The sequence below is a fragment of the Pseudonocardia wallangbongensis genome (assembly GCF_054486945.1).
In genome coordinates, this window is sequence record NZ_JBRERS010000008.1 from 351,841 (window position 1) to 369,575 (window position 17,735).

Annotated in this window: 16 protein-coding genes; 8 read left to right on the plus strand and 8 right to left on the minus strand. The window is 74.0% G+C overall.

Going from position 1 to position 17,735, the window contains the following annotated elements; translation table 11 throughout:
* Nucleotides 1-204: 204 nt before the first annotated feature.
* From ACU436_RS28145 to ACU436_RS28160, 4 genes are all read right to left on the minus strand, one after another.
* Entirely contained in the window at nucleotides 205-2,265 is a 2,061-nt protein-coding gene (locus tag ACU436_RS28145; RefSeq protein WP_459029977.1) for an FHA domain-containing protein, read from the minus strand.
* Between the two features lie 272 nt (nucleotides 2,266-2,537).
* Nucleotides 2,538-4,289, minus strand: coding sequence for a proline--tRNA ligase (locus ACU436_RS28150; protein ID WP_459029978.1), 1,752 nt, complete (start codon nucleotides 4,287-4,289; stop codon nucleotides 2,538-2,540).
* Between the two features lie 151 nt (nucleotides 4,290-4,440).
* Nucleotides 4,441-4,890 carry a cytidine/deoxycytidylate deaminase family protein gene (locus ACU436_RS28155; protein ID WP_459029979.1) on the minus strand — a complete coding sequence of 150 codons (450 nt, stop codon included), beginning with the start codon at nucleotides 4,888-4,890 and terminating at the stop codon, nucleotides 4,441-4,443.
* Entirely contained in the window at nucleotides 4,883-5,569 is a 687-nt protein-coding gene (locus tag ACU436_RS28160) for a RibD family protein (RefSeq protein WP_459029980.1), read from the minus strand. Before ACU436_RS28160 ends, ACU436_RS28155 begins: the two co-directional genes overlap by 8 nt.
* 183 nt (nucleotides 5,570-5,752) lie before the next feature.
* On the opposite strand from ACU436_RS28160, the gene ACU436_RS28165 reads away from it, so the two are divergent.
* Nucleotides 5,753-6,022, plus strand: a complete 270-nt coding sequence (locus ACU436_RS28165; RefSeq protein ID WP_459029981.1) for a VOC family protein — start codon at nucleotides 5,753-5,755, stop codon at nucleotides 6,020-6,022.
* Here the strand turns inward: ACU436_RS28165 and metX are convergent.
* On the minus strand, nucleotides 6,000-7,142 hold the full coding sequence (metX, locus tag ACU436_RS28170) for a homoserine O-acetyltransferase MetX (protein WP_459029982.1): 1,143 nt from the start codon (nucleotides 7,140-7,142) through the stop codon (nucleotides 6,000-6,002). The two genes, ACU436_RS28165 and metX, sit on opposite strands and share 23 nt — an antisense overlap.
* A gap of 84 nt (nucleotides 7,143-7,226) precedes the next feature.
* On the opposite strand from metX, the gene yaaA reads away from it, so the two are divergent.
* The 4 genes from yaaA (at nucleotide 7,227) to ACU436_RS28190 (ending at nucleotide 12,233) form a co-directional block, all read left to right on the plus strand.
* Nucleotides 7,227-7,973 carry a peroxide stress protein YaaA gene (yaaA, locus tag ACU436_RS28175; protein ID WP_459029983.1) on the plus strand — a complete coding sequence of 249 codons (747 nt, stop codon included), beginning with the start codon at nucleotides 7,227-7,229 and terminating at the stop codon, nucleotides 7,971-7,973.
* 180 nt (nucleotides 7,974-8,153) lie between these two features.
* The gene (locus ACU436_RS28180; protein WP_459029984.1) at nucleotides 8,154-9,116 is read left to right on the plus strand and encodes a serine protein kinase RIO; all 963 of its coding nucleotides are present in this window, start codon (nucleotides 8,154-8,156) and stop codon (nucleotides 9,114-9,116) included.
* A gap of 365 nt (nucleotides 9,117-9,481) precedes the next feature.
* Complete coding sequence (locus ACU436_RS28185; protein ID WP_459029985.1) at nucleotides 9,482-10,756, plus strand: DEAD/DEAH box helicase; 1,275 nt, start codon at nucleotides 9,482-9,484, stop codon at nucleotides 10,754-10,756.
* 130 nt (nucleotides 10,757-10,886) lie between these two features.
* On the plus strand, nucleotides 10,887-12,233 hold the full coding sequence (locus ACU436_RS28190; protein ID WP_459029986.1) for a hypothetical protein: 1,347 nt from the start codon (nucleotides 10,887-10,889) through the stop codon (nucleotides 12,231-12,233).
* Nucleotides 12,234-12,241: 8 nt separating this feature from the next.
* Here ACU436_RS28190 and ACU436_RS28195 read toward each other — a convergent pair whose 3' ends face one another.
* Both ACU436_RS28195 and ACU436_RS28200 read right to left on the minus strand, forming a co-directional pair.
* Nucleotides 12,242-12,667 (minus strand): lipopolysaccharide assembly protein LapA domain-containing protein, encoded by a 426-nt coding sequence (locus tag ACU436_RS28195; RefSeq protein ID WP_459029987.1) that lies wholly within the window; start codon nucleotides 12,665-12,667, stop codon nucleotides 12,242-12,244.
* Between the two features lie 79 nt (nucleotides 12,668-12,746).
* Nucleotides 12,747-13,205: a GNAT family N-acetyltransferase gene (locus ACU436_RS28200; RefSeq protein WP_459029988.1), complete on the minus strand. Its 459-nt coding sequence runs from the start codon at nucleotides 13,203-13,205 to the stop codon at nucleotides 12,747-12,749.
* Between the two features lie 197 nt (nucleotides 13,206-13,402).
* Between ACU436_RS28200 and ACU436_RS28205 the strand changes: the two genes are divergently transcribed.
* The 3 genes from ACU436_RS28205 to ACU436_RS28215 are packed head-to-tail and all read left to right on the plus strand — an operon-like array spanning nucleotide 13,403 to nucleotide 16,529.
* Nucleotides 13,403-14,149 carry a M15 family metallopeptidase gene (locus tag ACU436_RS28205; protein ID WP_459029989.1) on the plus strand — a complete coding sequence of 249 codons (747 nt, stop codon included), beginning with the start codon at nucleotides 13,403-13,405 and terminating at the stop codon, nucleotides 14,147-14,149.
* A gap of 10 nt (nucleotides 14,150-14,159) precedes the next feature.
* Entirely contained in the window at nucleotides 14,160-15,548 is a 1,389-nt protein-coding gene (locus tag ACU436_RS28210) for a mycothione reductase (protein ID WP_459029990.1), read from the plus strand.
* Nucleotides 15,549-15,584: 36 nt separating this feature from the next.
* The gene (locus ACU436_RS28215; RefSeq protein WP_459029991.1) at nucleotides 15,585-16,529 is read left to right on the plus strand and encodes an acyl-CoA desaturase; all 945 of its coding nucleotides are present in this window, start codon (nucleotides 15,585-15,587) and stop codon (nucleotides 16,527-16,529) included.
* 109 nt (nucleotides 16,530-16,638) lie between these two features.
* Here ACU436_RS28215 and ACU436_RS28220 read toward each other — a convergent pair whose 3' ends face one another.
* Nucleotides 16,639-17,520, minus strand: a complete 882-nt coding sequence (locus ACU436_RS28220) for a DUF559 domain-containing protein (RefSeq protein WP_459029992.1) — start codon at nucleotides 17,518-17,520, stop codon at nucleotides 16,639-16,641.
* Nucleotides 17,521-17,735 lie beyond the last annotated feature (215 nt).

Genomic DNA, 17,735 nt, shown 5'->3' on the forward strand with positions numbered 1-17,735 from the left:
CTGTGTCGTGTCTGATGAGCGGCGGAGCCGCTTGGAGGGAGCACGCAACCGGCACCGCGGCGGGTTCTCAGGCGTCTTCTCGCGAGGACAGCTTCGACGCTGTGAACTGGCGTTCATGAGGAGGAGCTCCCGGAGCGAGAAGGCGTCTGAGGTTCCGCTACCGGCACCGCTGAGCAAACCAGCCACTTCATGAAGCGTCTCTAGCTAACGCGCCCCTGACGGCGCCTCGAACTGGAAGCTGCGGCCCCCGATCCGCACCCGGGTGCCCGGCTCCAGCCGGTGCGTCTCCCCCGCGGGCAGCTGAGTCCACCCCTGCTCGCCCGGCGGCGACACGAAGGTGCCGTTGCGCGAGCCGACGTCGACGAGCAACGCCTCCCACCCGTTCACGACGATCTGCGCGTGGACGCGCGACACCGCTCCGGACGTGTCCTCGAGCGCGAGCGAGCGCAACGCACCGGACACGACCCGCGGGTCGGCCTCCGGCATCCGGCCCATCAGGTACTCGGCGTCGACGGTGTAGGTGGCCCCGTCGTCGAACACCAGCAGGCCGACGGGCGGCCGCGGGGGCTCCTCCGGCCGGTTGTCGACGACCAGTCCGCTGGTGGCCGCCCCGTCGTCCAGCGGCTGGAAGTCGTGCTCCTCGGGTGGTGCGCCCAGGATCCGTTCTGAGCGCAGCGCCGTGGTGTGCGGTGAATCGGCGTCCGCGTCGGCCAGCGGGTGGATCTCTTCCGCCGGCGGCGCCTCCTGGGCCGGGACCCCGAGCCGGGGGGTGCCGTCGCCGGAGTTGTCGATGGGCTCGGCGTCGGCCTGCGGCTCCGGTTCGGCGGCGATGGGCGGGATCGACCCGATCCGGGTCTCCTCCGCCGATCCGGCACCGAAGGCACCGGGGTCGACGCTCGCGAAGTCGTCGGAACCGCGCTCGTCGACGGCCTCCGCGCGATCGTCCGCCGCGGGTTCGGGCTCACCGCCCACGTCCGGGTTCGCGACGGGCGCGTCGTCGTCGGGCAACCGGTGCCGGCGGCGGCGCCGGTCGGGCGGCCCGACCGCGCTCAGCCCGGACTCGGTGCCGCCCTCGGCCGGGGTGGCGAACCAGCCCTCGATCCGGTCGGCGCGGCCCCCGTCGCGGTCGCGGCTGTCGCTCCACGGGCTGAGTCCCGGCTCCTGCGACGGCGCCTCCGGCCCGCCGAGCAGGTCGTACGCGGCGCCGTTGAGCACCCCGTCGCCGCTGCGGACGCCGTTGCCGTTGCGGCCGCCCTCGGGGGGTGCCTCGGGCTCGCGCTGCTCGTCGGGATGGTCGACCTCCGGATGGACGTCCTGGTGGACGTCCCGGTCGACGTCCCGGTGACCGTTCCGGTAGCCGTTCTGGTGCACGTCCCCGGCGTCGTCGGCCGGTTCGGCGGGCCGGCCGCGCTCGACATCGGACACGCGGCCGAGATCGCCCATCGTGCCGCGCCGCGGGACCCACCCGCGGTGGGCGACGCCGTTGGAACCCGAGGGCACCGGGCGCAGGTGGGCCCGACCGGAGGGCCGCTCCGCGCCGGCGCCCGGCTCGCCGGGCTGATAACCCTCGAGGGAACCGAGGCCGCCCCTGGAGGGCAGGCCGTTGCCCGCGCCCTCGCCGGGGTGCAGCCCTTCCGCGGACGCCGTGGGCGCCGGATCGGCACCCCACTGGCGGTCGCCGCCGCTGACGTCGAGCCACCGGGAGTCGACCTGGCGGCTGCGCGCAGGCTCCTCCGCGCCATCGCCGGAACCCTGGTCCCCGCCCGGCACGAGGACGGCACCCGCCCCGGGCACGACACCGACGCGCAGGTCGTGGACTCCGTCGACGAGGCCGGGCGGGATCGGACCACCCTCCAGGGCGAGCACCACGGGGGCGTCCGGGCGCGGCAGCAGCCGGTCGGTCCACGCCACCGACTGCGCGCCCGAGAGCGCCACCTGCCGGTCCGGCACGACGAGCCCGACCGGGCCGTAGAGGAACACGGCCCACTGCTCGCCGCGTTGCGAGGGCGCACGGGCATCGCCGCCCGTGACGGCCACGGTGCCGAAGCGCAGCCCGTCTCCGGGTGCGTCGGCGCCACCGAGCCACATCGCGAGGCGGCGCGCCAGCGCCCGGCCCGGCTCGTGGCCCGACGCGGCGGAGCACACGTCGAGGAGCTGGCGCAGGACGTTCCGGTCGGCGCACTCGGCCACGCAGACCACGCCTGGCCAGCGCGCCACCACACCGGCACCGGGCACGACTGCGGCGCGCAGCGCGTCGAAGTCCACTGGGTCTACCTCCCCCGCGGAGGCCGCGGGCGGACCGGCGGGGCGGCCAGTCCGCCACCGGCCAGGTGACGGTCACGGTCGTGCACTACTGCTGACGATTGACGGGAACGGTACGTGGCGTGTGATCCACGATCACAGCCGCACCACCGTCGTTGCAGGTGGTGATGGCGCGAGCCCGATGTGTGACCAGACCCGACCCACCGTTGCACGGCCTCAGTCGACCACGAACGGGTGACACCCGACCAGACCGGTCGCCGCTCAGCAGGTGCAGGTCAGCGCGCGCCGGTCACCTCGACGAGGTGGGCGACCGCGGACTCGACGGCGATCTCCTGCCGTTCACCGCTGCGGCGGTCCTTCACCTCGACTACGCCGTTCGCGAGGCCCCGCCCGACCACCACGATCGTCGGTACACCGATCAGCTCGGCGTCGGCGAACTTGACGCCCGGTGTCGCCTTGCGGTCGTCGAGGAGAACACGGACGCCCGCCGCGTGGAGATCGGCGGCGAGCCGCTCCCCGCCCGCGGCGATCTCGTCACTCTTGCCGGCGATCACGATGTGAACGTCTGCGGGCGCGACCCGGCGCGGCCAGATCAGGCCCGCCCCGTCGTGGCTCTGCTCGGCGATCACCCCGACCAGCCGGGACACCCCGACGCCGTAGGAGCCCATCGTGATCCGCACGGGCTTGCCGTCCGCGCCCAGCGCGTCGAGCGCCGCGGCGTCGGCGTACTTGCGGCCCAGCTGGAACACGTGCCCGATCTCGATGCCGCGGGCCGACTCCAGGGGGCCGGAGCCGTCGGGTGCCGGGTCGCCCTCGCGCACCTCGGCGGCCTCGACCGTGCCGTCGGGGGTGAAGTCGCGGCCGCAGACCAGGTCGACGACGTGGTGGTCGGGCTTGTCGGCGCCGGTGACCCAGGCCGTGCCGGGCACGATCCGGGGGTCGACGAGGTAGCGCACTCCGTTGGCGGCCAGCGCGGCCGGGCCGATGTAGCCCTTCACGAGGAACGGGTTGGCCGCGAAGTCGGCCTCGTCCAGCAGCGCGAACTCGGCGGGTTCGATGGCCGCCTCGAGGCGCTTCGGGTCGACCTCGCGGTCGCCCGGAACCCCGATCGCGAGCAGCGTCCACTCGGCGGAACCCGGCTGCCGCGTCTTGATCAGCACGTTCTTGAGCGTGTCGGCCGCGGTGAAGGTGCGGCCGAGGTCGGCCTTCTCGTTCAGGAACGCGACGAGCGACTCGATCGTCGGGGTCTCGGGCGTGTGGTGCGCCTGGGCCGCGGGCAGGCCCTCGACCGGCCGCGCGGGCGGCGCGACCGTGGTGACGGCCTCGACGTTGGCCGCGTAGCCACCCGCGCTGCGCACGAAGGTGTCCTCACCCGTGGGCGCCACGGCCAGGAACTCCTCGGACGCCGAGCCGCCCATCGCCCCGGACGTGGCCTGCACGATGACGTACTGCAGGCCCAGCCGGTCGAAGATGCGCATGTAGGCGTCGCGGTGCAGGCGGTAGGACTCCGCAAGGCCCTCGTCGGTGAGGTCGAACGAGTACGAGTCCTTCATGAGGAACTCGCGCCCGCGCAGGATGCCGGCGCGGGGCCGCGCCTCGTCGCGGTACTTGTTCTGGATCTGGTAGAGGATCACCGGGTAGTCCTTGTAGGACGAGTACTCGCCCTTGACGACCTGGGTGAACAGCTCCTCGTGCGTCGGGCCAAGCAGGTAGTCGCCGCCTTTGCGGTCCTTCAGGCGGAACAGCAGCGGCCCGTACTCCGTCCAGCGCCCGGTGGCCTCGTACGGCTCGCGGGGCAGCAGCGCGGGGAAGTGGATCTCCTGGGCGCCGATGGCGTCCATCTCCTCGCGCACCACCTGCTCGATGTTGCGCAGCACCCGCAGGCCCAGCGGCAGCCAGGTGTAGATGCCCGGGGCGGCGCGGCGGACGTAGCCGGCGCGGACGAGCAGCTTGTGGCTCGGTACCTCCGCATCGGCCGGGTCCTCGCGCAGGGTCCGCAGGAACAGCGACGACATCCGGGTCAGCACCTGGGAAAGGGTAGCGACGCCCCGTCGGGGCGGTTGCGCCGGTCAGCGCTGCCGCCGGCGAGCCACGGCGCTGACACACCAACACCCGCGCTCACACACCAACTGCAGTTGGTGTGCCGGCACCACGGTTGGTGTGCGAGCGGTGATCCGCTCAGCGCGTGCCGAGCAGGTGGGCGTTCGGGGTGCGCGCGGCCGCCGCCAGCTCGGGCAGCTCCACGACCTCGACGCCGCCGGCCCGCAGCAGCTCGGCGCCGCGGCCGTCGACGAACACGCCCGGCTCCCGCCACGCGAACACCACGCGGTCCAGGCCGGCGCCGAGGATCAGGTCCGTGCAGGTCAGCGGGTGCGAGGCGCGGGAGCTGCACGGTTCGAGGGAGCTGTACACGGTGGCGCCGGGCGGGGCCCGCCAGCCCGCGCCGAGGTCGGCGAGCGCCGACTCCTCCGCGTGGTCGTGCGGGTCCCGGCGGCGTGACCAGCCCTCGGCGAGCACCGTGCCGCCGGCGTCGACGACGAGCGCGCCCACCGAGAACGCCGTCTCCGACGGCGGGCACCGCCGCGCGAGCTCCACCGCCCGCGCCAGCAGCCGCCGGTCGTCAGTCATCGGCGCCGCCCGGCAGGTAGCGCAGCAGGACGAGGTCGCCGATCGGGCGGGCCTCCGCCAGGCGCATCCGGTGCGCGGTGTCCTGTGGGAAGCGCCCGGGCCCGACGAACCGGGGCGCCTGCGCGTCCCCGACGAAGAACGGGGCGACGACCAGTTGCAGCTCGTCGGCGACGCCCGCGGTGAGGAACAGCGTGTGCATCGCGGTGCCGCCCTCGACCATCAACCGCCGGACGCCGCGGCCCCCGAGGTCGGCGAGCAGCCGGGCCAGGTCGAGCGGGTCGCCCGCGTCCACGACGTCGGCGACCGCACCCACGGCATTCCGCGCGGTGCCGAGCCCCGGGGTGGCGGCGTAGACGAGCTTCGGCCCGGCCCCGGTGGTGAAGAAGCGCGCCGCGGGATCGAGGTCACCCGAGCCGGTGACCGTGACCTTGAGCGGGTACTCGGGGCGCCCCTCGGCGACGCGCGCCGCCTGGCGTTCGGCGGAGCGCACGTTCAGCCGCGGGTCGTCCCGGCGCAGGGTGGTGGCCCCGACCAGGATCGCGTCGACACCCGCCCGCACCTCGTCGACCCGGTCGAGGTCGGCGGCGTCGGAGAGCAGCAGCGGCTCCGGCCCGCTGTCGTCGATGTGGCCGTCCACCGACATCGCGGCGGAGAGCAGCACGTAGGGACGATCGGGCACGCGCCGATCCTGCCCCATCCCCGCCCCGGCCCGAGCCGGAGGCTTGATCGGCGGTTCGGCGCGTTCCCGGGTCGGATTCGCCCGTTTTCGCGGCGAAGCGCCGATCATCGCGTGGAGAGCCGCCTCCGGTCGCGTGAGCGGACACGTGGTGCGTCCGCGACGCGGCCTGACGACGCGTTCATCATGCTGGCCCCGCCGCCGCAGGGCGGGCCGCTGCTGGCCTTCCAGCTGGTGCCGGAGCCGCGCTCGGGCAAGAACCGCCTGCACCTCGACCTCGGCGCGCCCACCGGCAGCCGGCAGGCCGAGGTGCAGCGGCTCGTCGGGCTCGGGGCCGCGGAGCTCGGCGAGCGCGGGGATCCGGCGGTCTTCGCCTGGACCACCCTCACCGACCCGGAGGGCAACGAGTTCTGCGTCGGGGAGAAGGAGGGGGTCAGCTCTCCAGCAGCTCCGTGACGAGCGCGCCCACGGCGGGCGCCTCCACGAGGAACCCGTCGTGGCCGTACGGGGAGTCGATCACCCGCAGCGGGGCGGCCCCCGGGATGCCCGCCACGAGCTCGGCCTGCTGCTCCGGCGGGTAGAGCCGGTCGGAGCTGACGCCGGCCACGAGGGTCCGCGCCGTCACCCGCGCGAGCCCGGCCGCGGTGCCGCCCCGGCCCCGGCCGACGTCGTGGGCGTTCATCAGCTCGGTCAGCCGCACGTAGGACATCGCGTCGAAGCGGCGCACGAGCTTGCGGGCGTGGTGGTCCAGGTAGGACTCCACCGCGTACCGCCCGCCCCGCCACGGGTCCTCGTCGGCCTGGGGGTCGCGGCCGAATCGCTCGCCGAGCTCGAACGCGCTGCGGTAGCTGAGGTGCGCGATGCGCCGGGCAACGCCGAGCCCGCGGTGCGGGCCCTGCCCCGGCGGCGCGTCGTGGTAGTCGCCGCCGCTCCAGCCGGAGTCGTCGCGGATCGCGGCGAGCTGCGGGGCGGCCCAGCCGATCTGGTCGGCCGTGGTGGCGGCCGGGCAGGCGAGCAGGCACAGGCGGGTCACGCGGTCGGGCTCGGTGGCCGCCCATTCGAGGGCGCGCATGCCGCCCATCGAGCCGCCGATCACGAGCGCCCAGGCGGCCACGCCGAGCGCGTCGGCGAGCACGCGCTCGGCCACCACCGCGTCCCGCGCCGTGACGAGCGGGAAGCGGCTGCCCCACGGCCTGCCGTCCGGGCCGGGCGAGGCCGGGCCGGTGCTGCCCTGGCAGCCGCCCACGACGTTCGGCGCCACCACGAACCAGCGCGCCGGGTCGAGCGCCCGGCCCGGCCCGATCAGCGCGTCCCACCAGCCGGGGGTCGGATGACCGGGGCCGGCGGGGCCGGTCACGTGGCTGTCGCCGGTGAGGGCGTGCAGCACGAGCACTGCGTTCGAGGCGTCGCCGTTCAGCTCGCCCCACGTCTCGTAGGCGAGCCGGACACCGGGCAGCGTGCCCCCGGCCTCCAAGGGAAGCGGGTCGGGCAGGGTGATCCACCGCCGGCGTCCGGGGTGGTCACCCTCCCGCCATGCGCCGCTGGCGGGGGGAAGCTCGGTATCGACCGCGGTCACCGCGTGGAACCGACGTGCCCGAGCCCGATCACGTCGAGGACGGTAATCGGCGCCTCCTCGACCGCACAACATAGGCTCCGCCACGTGCTCGTCCTGCTTCCCCCGTCGGAGACCAAGCGCGACGGCGGCGACGGCCCGCCGCTGCGGCTCGACACGCTCTCCCACCCGGGGCTGGACGCCGTGCGCGGCACGCTCGTGAAGGAGCTCGTCGACCTGGCCGCCGACGTGGCGGCCTGCCGGGCCGCCCTCGGCCTCTCCGCCGCCCAGGACGCCGAGGTCGCCCGCAACGCCGCGCTGTGGACGTCGCCGACCATGCCCGCCCTGCACCGCTACACGGGCGTGCTCTACGACGCGCTGGACGCCGGATCCCTGCGCGGGACCGCCGCGGCGCGGGCGCGGGCGCGGCTCGCCGTGGGGTCGGCGCTCTTCGGGTTGCTGCACGCCGACGACCCGGTGCCGGCGTACCGGCTGTCCGCCGGCTCCGCGCTCCCGTCCGGAGGCACCCTGGCCGCCCGCTGGAAGCCCGTGCTCGAGCCCGAGCTGGCCGCCCTCGCCGAGGCGGACCTGGTGGTGGACCTGCGGTCGGGTTCCTACGCGGCGCTGGGCCGGGCACCGGGGGCCGTCACGGTGAACGTCCTCGCCGAGCGGCCCGACGGCAGCCGCAGCATCGTGAGCCACTTCAACAAGGCGCACAAGGGCAGGCTCGCCCGCGTGCTCGCCGGTTCGCGCGCCGAGCCGACGGACGCGGCCGGCGTCGCGGCGATCGCCCGCAGGGCCGGGATGCGCGTGGAGCGCAACGGGAACGCCCTGGAGATCGTGATCCCCGCGTAATCCGGTTGTGGCGGGCTCGCGGTGTCCGGCAGGGTGCTCGCATCAGGTCGCCGGGGTTCGGCGTGATCAGGAGGAGGTGCGACATGTCGACACCTGTCCGGGACGTGGCATGCCCTCGTCCGATCCCCGCCCCGCGCTGAGGACCGTCCGCGGGGCGCACACTCCCTCTGGAGCCCCGCGTTGCACGACTACGAGTCGTATTCCGATGTCTACGAGAACACGCCGTCCCGGAAGGCGCGTCGCCGCCGGTTCGACGACGAGGCGCCCACCCGCACCCGCCGCCGGGAGCCCGACCTGGCCGCCCTCGACGAGCGGGAGGGTGTCGAGCCCGACGGCCCACCCGAGGGCGACCGCTGGTCCACGTGGGACGGCGCCGAGCACGGGCCGGACCCCCGCCCGGCATGGGTGGTCACCGGGCACGCCGCGGTCGACACCGAGCTCGGCGTGATCAAGACCGGCAAGGAGGCCGACGTCCACCTCCTCGAGCGCGCCGTGCCCGGCACCGGGCGGCGGACGCTGATGGCCGCCAAGCGCTACCGCACGGCCGAGCACCGCATGTTCCACCGCGATGCCGGCTACCTGGAGGGCCGGCGGGTGCGCCGGTCCCGCGAGACGCGGGCCATGGCGAACCGCACGGCGTTCGGCCGCGAGATGCTCGCCGGGCAGTGGGCGACCGCGGAGTTCGCGGCGCTCTCGCGCCTGTGGGCCGACGGTGTCGCGGTGCCCTACCCCGTCCAGTGCAGCGGCACGGAGCTGCTGCTCGAGTTCCTCGGCAGCGAGGACGGGACGGCGGCCCCGCGACTCGCCCAGCTGCGTCCCGACGCGGACGAGCTGTGTGATCTCTGGCACCAGCTGGTCGGCGCGCTGCTCGGCCTGGCCCGCCACGGGCTCACCCACGGCGACCTGTCCGCCTACAACCTCCTGGTGCACGACGGGCGGCTGGTCCTGATCGACCTTCCGCAGGTCGTGGACGTCGTGGGCAACCCGCAGGGCCCCGAGTACCTGGCCCGGGACGTCCGGCGGATCGGCGAGTGGTTCACCGCTCGCGGCCTGCCGGGCGAGGCCGGCACCCCGGATGCCCTGATCGACGAGCTGCGGGCGGAGGTGGGAATGCCCGGAGGCGGCGGGTTGTCACAGGGGTAGCCCGCCGACGGCACCGTCAGCGGCCGGGCGCTCGGTTACTCTGATCACCGGCGCCCGGCCCGCAACGGCTCTGAAGCGGGCGCAGCCCGCAGTACCCATCAGGGCGCGCACCGATGCGCCCGGGCTCGTCCCGAGATCCCAGCCGCCGTCCGGCGCTGTTTCTCCGTGCGACGTGCCACGTCCCGGAGGTCCTTTTGTCTTCCCCTTCCCCTCGCCGTGGCCAGAACTCGGCGAGCGCGCGGTCGCGTCACTCCGACGGCGGCCGCACCCGCTCCCCCCGCGGGCGTTCCCGCACACCGCAGAACCGTCCCCCGCTCGCCCCGGTCGCGCCGGCCGAGGAGCTGTGGACCGCTCCCGAGTCGGGCATGCCCTCGTTCGCCGAGCTCGGCCTGCCCGAGCCCGTCGTGCGCGCGCTCGACGCCGGCGGCTTCACCGAGCCGTTCCCGATCCAGGCCGCGACGCTCCCCGACACCCTCGCCGGCCGTGACCTGCTCGGCCGTGGCCAGACCGGCTCCGGCAAGACCCTCGCCTTCGGCCTCGCGCTCCTGTCCCGCCTCGCCGAGCGCGCCGCCGGGCGTCCCCGGGCGCGGCAACCGCGCGGCCTCGTGCTCGTCCCCACCCGGGAGCTGGCCCAGCAGGTCGAGGACGCGCTCGCCCCGTTCGCCCGGGCGCTGCGCCTCAGCACCGCCGTCGTCGTCGGCGGGCTGTCGTTCAACCGGCAGGCGGCCGAGCTGGCGCGGGGCGTCGACCTGGTCGTCGCCACGCCCGGGCGGCTCACCGACCACACGAACCAGCGCACGTGCGACCTCTCGCAGATCGAGATCACGGTGCTCGACGAGGCCGACCGCATGTCGGACATGGGCTTCCTGCCGCAGGTCCGGGCGATCCTGAACCTCACCCCGGCGAGCGGGCAGCGGCTGCTGTTCTCGGCCACGCTCGACGGCGAGGTGGGCGCTCTCGTCCGCCAGTACCTCACCGACGCGGTCACGCGCTCGGTCGCCTCGGCCACGGCCCAGGTGGCCACCATGGACCACCACGTGCTGCTCGTCGACCGGGCCGCCAAGCCGCGGATCATCACGGAGGTCGCCGCACGCGACGGGCGCACCATCCTGTTCGCCCGCACCAAGCACGGCGTCGACCGGCTGGTGAAGATCCTGCGCCGCGAGGGCGTGGTGGCGGGCGCGCTGCACGGCGGGAAGGCGCAGAACGCGCGCAACCGGGCGATCGCGGAGTTCAAAGACGGCCGCACGCCGGTGCTCGTGGCCACCGACGTGGCCGCGCGTGGCATCCACATCGACGACGTCAGCCTCGTCGTGCACGTCGACCCGCCCGCCGACCCGAAGGACTACCTGCACCGCGCCGGACGCACCGCGCGGGCGGGCGACTCCGGCACCGTCGTCACGCTCGTCATGCCGGACGAGCGGCGGGACGTCGAGCGCATGATGCGGCTCGCGGGGGTCCGGGCGCCGCAGACCGAGGTGGCCGCGGGCGACCGCGAGCTCAGCCGCATCACGGGCGCGCGGCTGCCGTCCGGGGTGCCGGTCGTCGAGCCGCCGAAGCAGGCACCGGCCCCGCGGCGCAGCGGCAGGCGGTCCGGCAACGGCCGTCCGGGACGCCGTAGGCGGCCGACGGCCGCCTGACCGCCGTGACCAAGATGTGACCCCGGGATCGGGCCGCAACGGCCGCTGCGCAGGCGTTCTCTCAGCCGTTCCACAGCGACGCCCTGCCACCTTCGAGGCGGATCTACCCGAACCGGACACCGAGGTACTCGTGCGCGCTCCCCGTCCTGTCGTCGCTGTGCTGGCGCTGCTCACCGCGGCACTCGCCGCCTGCTCGGCCGACCCCGTCGCCTCGCCGGCGCTGCCTTCCCCGAACTCGACGCTGCCGCCCATCGAGCTCGAGGGCGACTGGACGTGGACGAAGCAGGAGGCCCCGCTCGAGCTGGGCATCACCCACACCCAGAACAGCCTCGACGACACCGAGCCCGCCGAGGCCCGCCAGCGCGGGCTCGACATCCTCTCCGCCGACAGCGCGATCTGGCAGAACCACCACCTCATGGGCTTCGGCACGGACAACCCGGAGCCCTCGCCGGGTGAGTACGACTGGGACACGCTCGACCGGCGCATGAAGCTCACCGAGGAGACCGGGCAGAAGAGCATGCTCACGCTCTGCTGCTCGCCCGACTGGATGAAGGGCGGCGAGGAGGGCGACACCGACTGGGACGAGCTCGAGGAGGCGCCCGAACCGGAGCACTTCGGCGACTTCGCGAAGCTCGCCGCGGAGGCGGTGAAGCGCTACCCGCAGGTCGAGCGGGTGATGGTGTGGAACGAGCTCAAGGGCTTCTGGAGCGACGCGAAGGGCCGCTGGGACTACGAGGGCTACACCGAGCTCTACAACCAGGTCTACCGGGCGGTGAAGGACGTGCGACCCGACGTACAGGTCGGCGGCCCGTACGTCGTGCTCATCAGCCTCGACCAGGGCGCGCAGGACACCTCCGCCGGCGTCACCGGGCCGTGGGGCGCGGCCGACCAGCGCACCCTCGACGTGGTCGACTACTGGCTGCAGAACAACGTGGGTGCCGACTTCCTCGCGGTCGACACCGCGTCGAACAAGCGCGACCAGGACGGCCCCTCCCCCATCGACGGCGGCCGGAAGTTCGCCGACCTGGCGCGCTGGCTGCAGCAGCGCACCGACCTGCCGATCTGGTGGGCCGAGTACTACCCCGAGGTCCCCGCGGGTGAGAGCGACGAACCCGGCAGCCCCGCGAACGCGGCCGTGAACCTCGCCGCCATCGCCGCCATGGCCGAGTCCGGCACCGCGGGCGCCCTGCTGTGGGGCCCGCAGGCCGACGAGCTCGGATCCCCCGCCCTCTGGACGGACGCCACCACGGACGACGGTGGACAACCGCTCCCGCTCACCCAGTCGTGGCAGTTCCTGGTGCCGCGGATGGCCACGGGCGACGTCGAGATCGGCCGCTCACCGTCCCGGCCGAACCTGCTCGCGTTCCGGGCGGACGACGGCGTGGTGGTGGTCAACCTGAGCGCCGACGCCACCGAGCTCGCCGCGGGCAACGAGCTCGCCCCGTGGGAGATCAAGGTCGGCGGCCGCGAGTCCTGACCACCCGTTCAGCGACGCCGGGCGGCCCGCCTCAGCTGCAGGATGCGCAGGCCACCCGGGATCGCGACGAGCAGCAGCCCCGCGATGGCGGCGAGCAGCAGCGCCACCCCGGTGGGCAGGGTGCCCGACACACCCAGGAAGTTGATCTGCACCGGTGCGCTGTTCTGCAGGATGAAGATCAGCAGGAACAGCAGCACCACCGCGGACAGGATCAGCCCCGTCCACAGGACGCCGGAGCGCGAGCGTGCCGGCGGCGGCGCGTCCGGCCAGCCCGCCCGCGCCGGGGGCTCGCCCGGCGTCGGAACCGTGGGACCGCCGGCGACGGCCGGGCGCATCGTCGGTTGCGTGGCCGGGTCGGCGTTCGGGTCGGCCGGTCCGGCGCTGCCGTAGGCGGGCGATCGCACGTTCATCGCCCGGGTCGGGTCGTCGGTCATGCGCCCACCTCGCTCGCTCGACACCGTCCGTGAGTATCCCGAAACGGCGGCGTTCACGCGAACTTCCGCGATCTTGTGGTCAGCTCCGCCGCATCGGGACGTGCGCCACACCGTCCCAGTCGTAGGCCTCGCCCACCTGCCCGAAGCCGAACCCGCGGTAGAACCCGGCGAGGTGCTCCTGCGCGTCCAGCACGCACACCCGGTCACCGACCTCGGCGAGCGCCGCTTCCATCAGCTGCCGGCCGAGCCCTCGGCCGCGCACCGAGCGGGCGGTGCAGAGCCGGCCGATCCGGAACTCGTCCGTGGGCTCCCACAGCAGCCGCAGGCATCCGAGTACGGGCTCGGGGTCGCTGTGGCCGCCCAGCCAGAAGTGCCGCGCCCCGTCCTCGAGGTCGCGCCCGTCGAGCTCCGCATACGGGCAGGCCTGCTCGACGACGAACACGTCGACCCGCAGCCGCAGCAGCTCGTAGAGGGTGTCCCGCGACAGGTCCGCCGCCCACGCGCGGTGCACGATCGCCGTCTCCGTCTCACTACTCATCGCTCGGCCGGCGCTTCGCGCGGGCGCTGTGCCGATGATTCGCTCGCAAGCTCGCTCATCGCTCGCCCTCGCTTGCGCTCGGGCGGCGCTTCGCGCCGGCACTGTGCTGATGATTCGCTCGCTGACGCTCGCTCACCCCGAATTGCCTACCAGATCGGGGGAGCGCGCGCCGCGCACGCCCGTGCGACGCTCGCCGGGTGTTCGGACCCGCGATCGTCGTCGCCGCCGCAGTCACCGCCGTCGCCGTCACCGCATCGCCGGCCGAGCGTCCCCCGCTCCCCCTGCGCCCCGACGGTTACGGCGTGGCGCAGCCCACCCCGCCCGACCTGGTGGACCGGAGGCTGCCCACCCGCGACGTCCTCCCGCCGCCCGCCGGCGGGCGGTTCGCGTCCACGGTCGGGCCGGTGCCCGACGACGTCCTCGCCCGCTCGACCTGGAAGCCGGAGTGCCCGGTCGAACCGGACGGCCTCCGGTACGTCACAGCGTCCTTCCACGGCTTCGACGGGGCAGCGCACACCGGCGAGCTGATCGTCGCCGCCGAGGTCGCCGACGACGTCGCGGCCGCGTTCGGCGACCTGTACGACGCCGGCTTCCCGATCGAGGAGATGCGCGTCGTCGAGCCGTCCGAGCTCACCGCCCCGCCCACCGGCGACGACAACAACACCACCGCCTTCGTCTGCCGACCCGCCACGGGCCTCACCCGGTGGTCGGCGCACGCCCGCGGCCTCGCCGTGGACGTCAACCCGTTCCAGAACCCCTACACCAAGGGCGACCTGGTGCTGCCCGAGCTCGCGTCCGCCTACCTGGACCGCGACCGGGAACTGCCGGGCATGATCCTCGAGGGCGGCCCGGTCGTCGCGGCGTTCGAGCGCATCGGCTGGAAGTGGGGCGGGCGGTGGACGTCACCGGTGGACCGCCATCACTTCTCGCAGACCGGCACGTAGCGTTGGGCCCGTGCGCCACCACGATCTCGTCGTCATCGGCACGGGCTCCGGCAACTCGATCGCCGACGAGCGCTTCTCGCACCTCGACGTCGCGCTCGTCGAGCACGGCGTCTTCGGCGGCACCTGCCTGAACGTCGGATGCATCCCCACCAAGATGTACGTCTACGCCGCGGACGTGGCGCAGGCCGTCCGCGACGCCGGGCGCTACGGCGTGGACGCCGCGGTGGACAAGGTGCGCTGGACCGACATCCGCGACCGCGTCTTCGGCCGGATCGACCCGATCTCCGCGGGCGGGCGCGAGTACCGCGTGGAGCGCAGCCCGAACGTCACCGTCTACGAGGGCCACGCGCGCTTCACCGGGCCGAAGGAGCTCGCGGTCTCCCGCACCGACGGGTCCGGCGGCGACGCGTTCACCGCCGACCGGATCGTGCTCGCCGCGGGGAGCCGGCCGGTGATCCCGGACGTCGTCACGGAGTCGGGTGTGCCGTACGAGACGTCCGACACCGTCATGCGGATCGACGCGGTCCCCGAGCATCTCGTGATCCTCGGCAGCGGCTACATCGGCGTCGAGTTCGCGCACGTCTTCTCCGCGCTGGGGGCGCGGGTGACGATCATCGGGCGCAGCAGCATCCTGCGCAACCAGGACGAGACGGTCTGCGAGCGCTTCACCGATGTCGCCTACCGCCGCTGGGACGTGCGCCTCGGCCACGACGTCACGGGGGTGCGCGGGGGCCACGGGGACATCGAGCTGGATCTGGCCGACGGCTCGGCGGTGCGCGGCGACCTGCTGCTCGTCGCCACCGGCCGCCGCCCCAACAGCGACCTCCTCGACCTCGAGCACACCGGGGTGGCCACCCATCCCGACGGCCGGGTCGTGGTCGACGACCGGCAGCGCACCGGCGTCGAGGGGATCTTCGCGCTGGGCGACGTCAGCTCCGCATACCAGCTCAAGCACGTGGCCAACCACGAGGCGAAGGTGGTGGCGCACAACCTGCTGCACCCCGACGCGCCGCGGCACAGCGACCACCGGTTCGTGCCCTCGGCGATCTTCACCGAGCCGCAGATCGCGACCGTGGGGCTCACCGAGGCCGAGTGCCGCGCCGCGAACCTCGACTACACCGCCGCGGTGCAGGACTACGGTGACGTCGCGTACGGCTGGGCGATGGAGGACACCAGCGGGTTCTGCAAGGTGATCGCCGAGTGCGGCAGCGGCCGGATCCTCGGGGCGCACGTGATGGGCGCGCAGGCCTCCACGGTGATCCAGCCGCTGATCCAGGCGATGTCGTTCGGCCTGGGGGCACGGGAGATGGCCACCGGCCAGTACTGGATCCACCCGGCGCTGCCCGAGGTGGTGGAGAACGCATTGCTCGGTCTCGACCTTGAGATCCGAAGTGAGTAAGGTAAGCCTAAGTCCACCGTCGCTTGGAGCATGCCCATGACCGTTGCCGATACCCCGACTCGACCGGCGGGGAACGCCCGCCCGATCCTCGCCGGGCGGCGCGGCCTGGCGCCGCAGATCGGCGTCTACGTCTTCGTGGTCCTCCCCCTGGTGGCGCTGGTCGCCACGATCCCCTTCGCCTGGGGTTGGGGGCTCACCTGGATCGACGTCGCGATCGCCGCGGTGTTCTACGTCATCAGCGGGCTCGGCATCACCGTCGGATTCCACCGCTACTTCACCCACGGCTCGTTCAAGGCCAAGCGGCCGCTGCGGGTCGCGCTCGCCCTCGCCGGCAGCCTCGCGATGCAGGGCCCGGTCATCACGTGGGTGGCCGACCACCGCCGCCACCACGCGTTCTCCGACAAGGAGGGCGACCCGCACTCGCCGTGGCTGTTCGGCACGGGCCCCGCGGCCCTCGCCAAGGGCTTCTGGCACTCCCACACCGGCTGGCTGTTCGACCGCGACCTGACCAACCGCGAGCGGTTCACCCCCGACCTGCTCGCCGACACCGACATCCGCCGCGTCGACCGGCTGTTCGGGCTGTGGTCGATCCTCACGCTGCTCGTGCCGGCCGCGCTGGGCGGGCTGCTCTCCTGGTCGTGGTGGGGCGCGCTCACCGCGTTCTTCTGGGCCGGGTTCGTGCGCGTCGGGCTGCTGCACCACGTCACCTGGTCGATCAACTCGATCTGCCACATGATCGGCGACCAGCCCTTCGCCGCCCGCGACCACTCCCGCAACGTCTGGCCCCTCGCCGTCCTGTCCTTCGGCGAGTCCTGGCACAACCTGCACCACGCCGACCCCACCTGCGCCCGCCACGGCGTCCAGCGCGGGCAGGTCGACATCTCCGCCCGCGTGATCTGGGCCTTCGAGAAGCTGGGGTGGGCCCACTCGGTGCGGTGGCCCACGCAGCGCCGCCTTGCGCGGCTCGCCCGCGCCTCCTGAACGTCCCGGGCCCGGCCCCGCGCCGGCGAGTTGCCGGTGGACCGGCGGCATGATCAGCGTATGCGGTCGGACGACCGCGCAGGTGCGGCTCTGCAACCGCATACGCTGATCACGCGGGCCTGCGGCCGGCCAGTGCGAGGGTCGCCTCCACCTCCGCGATGCAGGCTTCGGGCTCGCCATCGAGCGTGTGCCAGGGAAAGCGGAGCAGGTCCCAACTGCCCCGGGTGAGCGCGTTGCCCTTCCGGCGGTCCGTGCGGAAGCGCTCCGCATCGACGTGCCACGCCCAGCCGTCCACCTCGATCGCGACGCGCTCGACGGGGAATGCCAGGTCGATGCGGTAAGGACCGAAGGGGTGGCCGAGCACCCAGCCGCCGATGCCGGCCTTGCGGAGCAGCTGCACCAGGAGGCGTTCGGCTGCCGAGTCAGCGCGGTCGGCGGCCGCCACGAGCATTCGGTGCATCTCCGCCGAGCCGTGCCGGCCGACGCCCCGGCAGTAGCTGCGGTACACGGCGGGGAACCGGACGTGCTTCTGCAGCGCCCGGTCCAGGAACACCGAGCCACGCGGGAGCGCGACAGCCGTCTCCAGCGCAGCCAGCGGCGGGGCCACGACCGCGAACCCACGATGCTCCGTGACGTCCGGGCCCGGCAGGTCGCGGCGGTGCAGGACGATGCCCGGGCGTCGCGGCCGGTGCATCGCCCGGGGGAGTGTCAGCTCGACCGCGGCGGGTGCCTCGTCGAGCAAGCCGTGCCAGAAGGCCGCCGTCGGCCCACTGACCACCGCTCCCGCATCCTGCGCCGACAGCCACGCGGCCCGCACGCGCGCCTCACCGGTCAGCCGGTGCCCACCGACCAGGAAGACGCACGGATGCAGCTCCCGCCAGGCTCCGGCCCGTACGCGGCGCCGCACCGTGTCGGCGGAGAGGCCGCATGCGCGCGCCTGCGCCAGGGTGATGACACCCGCCTGTAGAACGAGGACGCGCTCGAGGACCACGCTCGGAGCATCCCCGCTGCCGGGCTCTCCCGGGCCTGTTCCGCGGAACTCACGCCCATGATCTACGCATGCGGTCATAGACCCGCACAGCTGCGGCTGCCAAGTCCGGACACATCGGTGACAGGTATGTCTCGGGACATCGGTGACAGCTGACCTGGTCGCGGTCGAGACTTTCGGCCGTGGTCGGAAGGGTTGTCCCGATGGAGACACGGCTG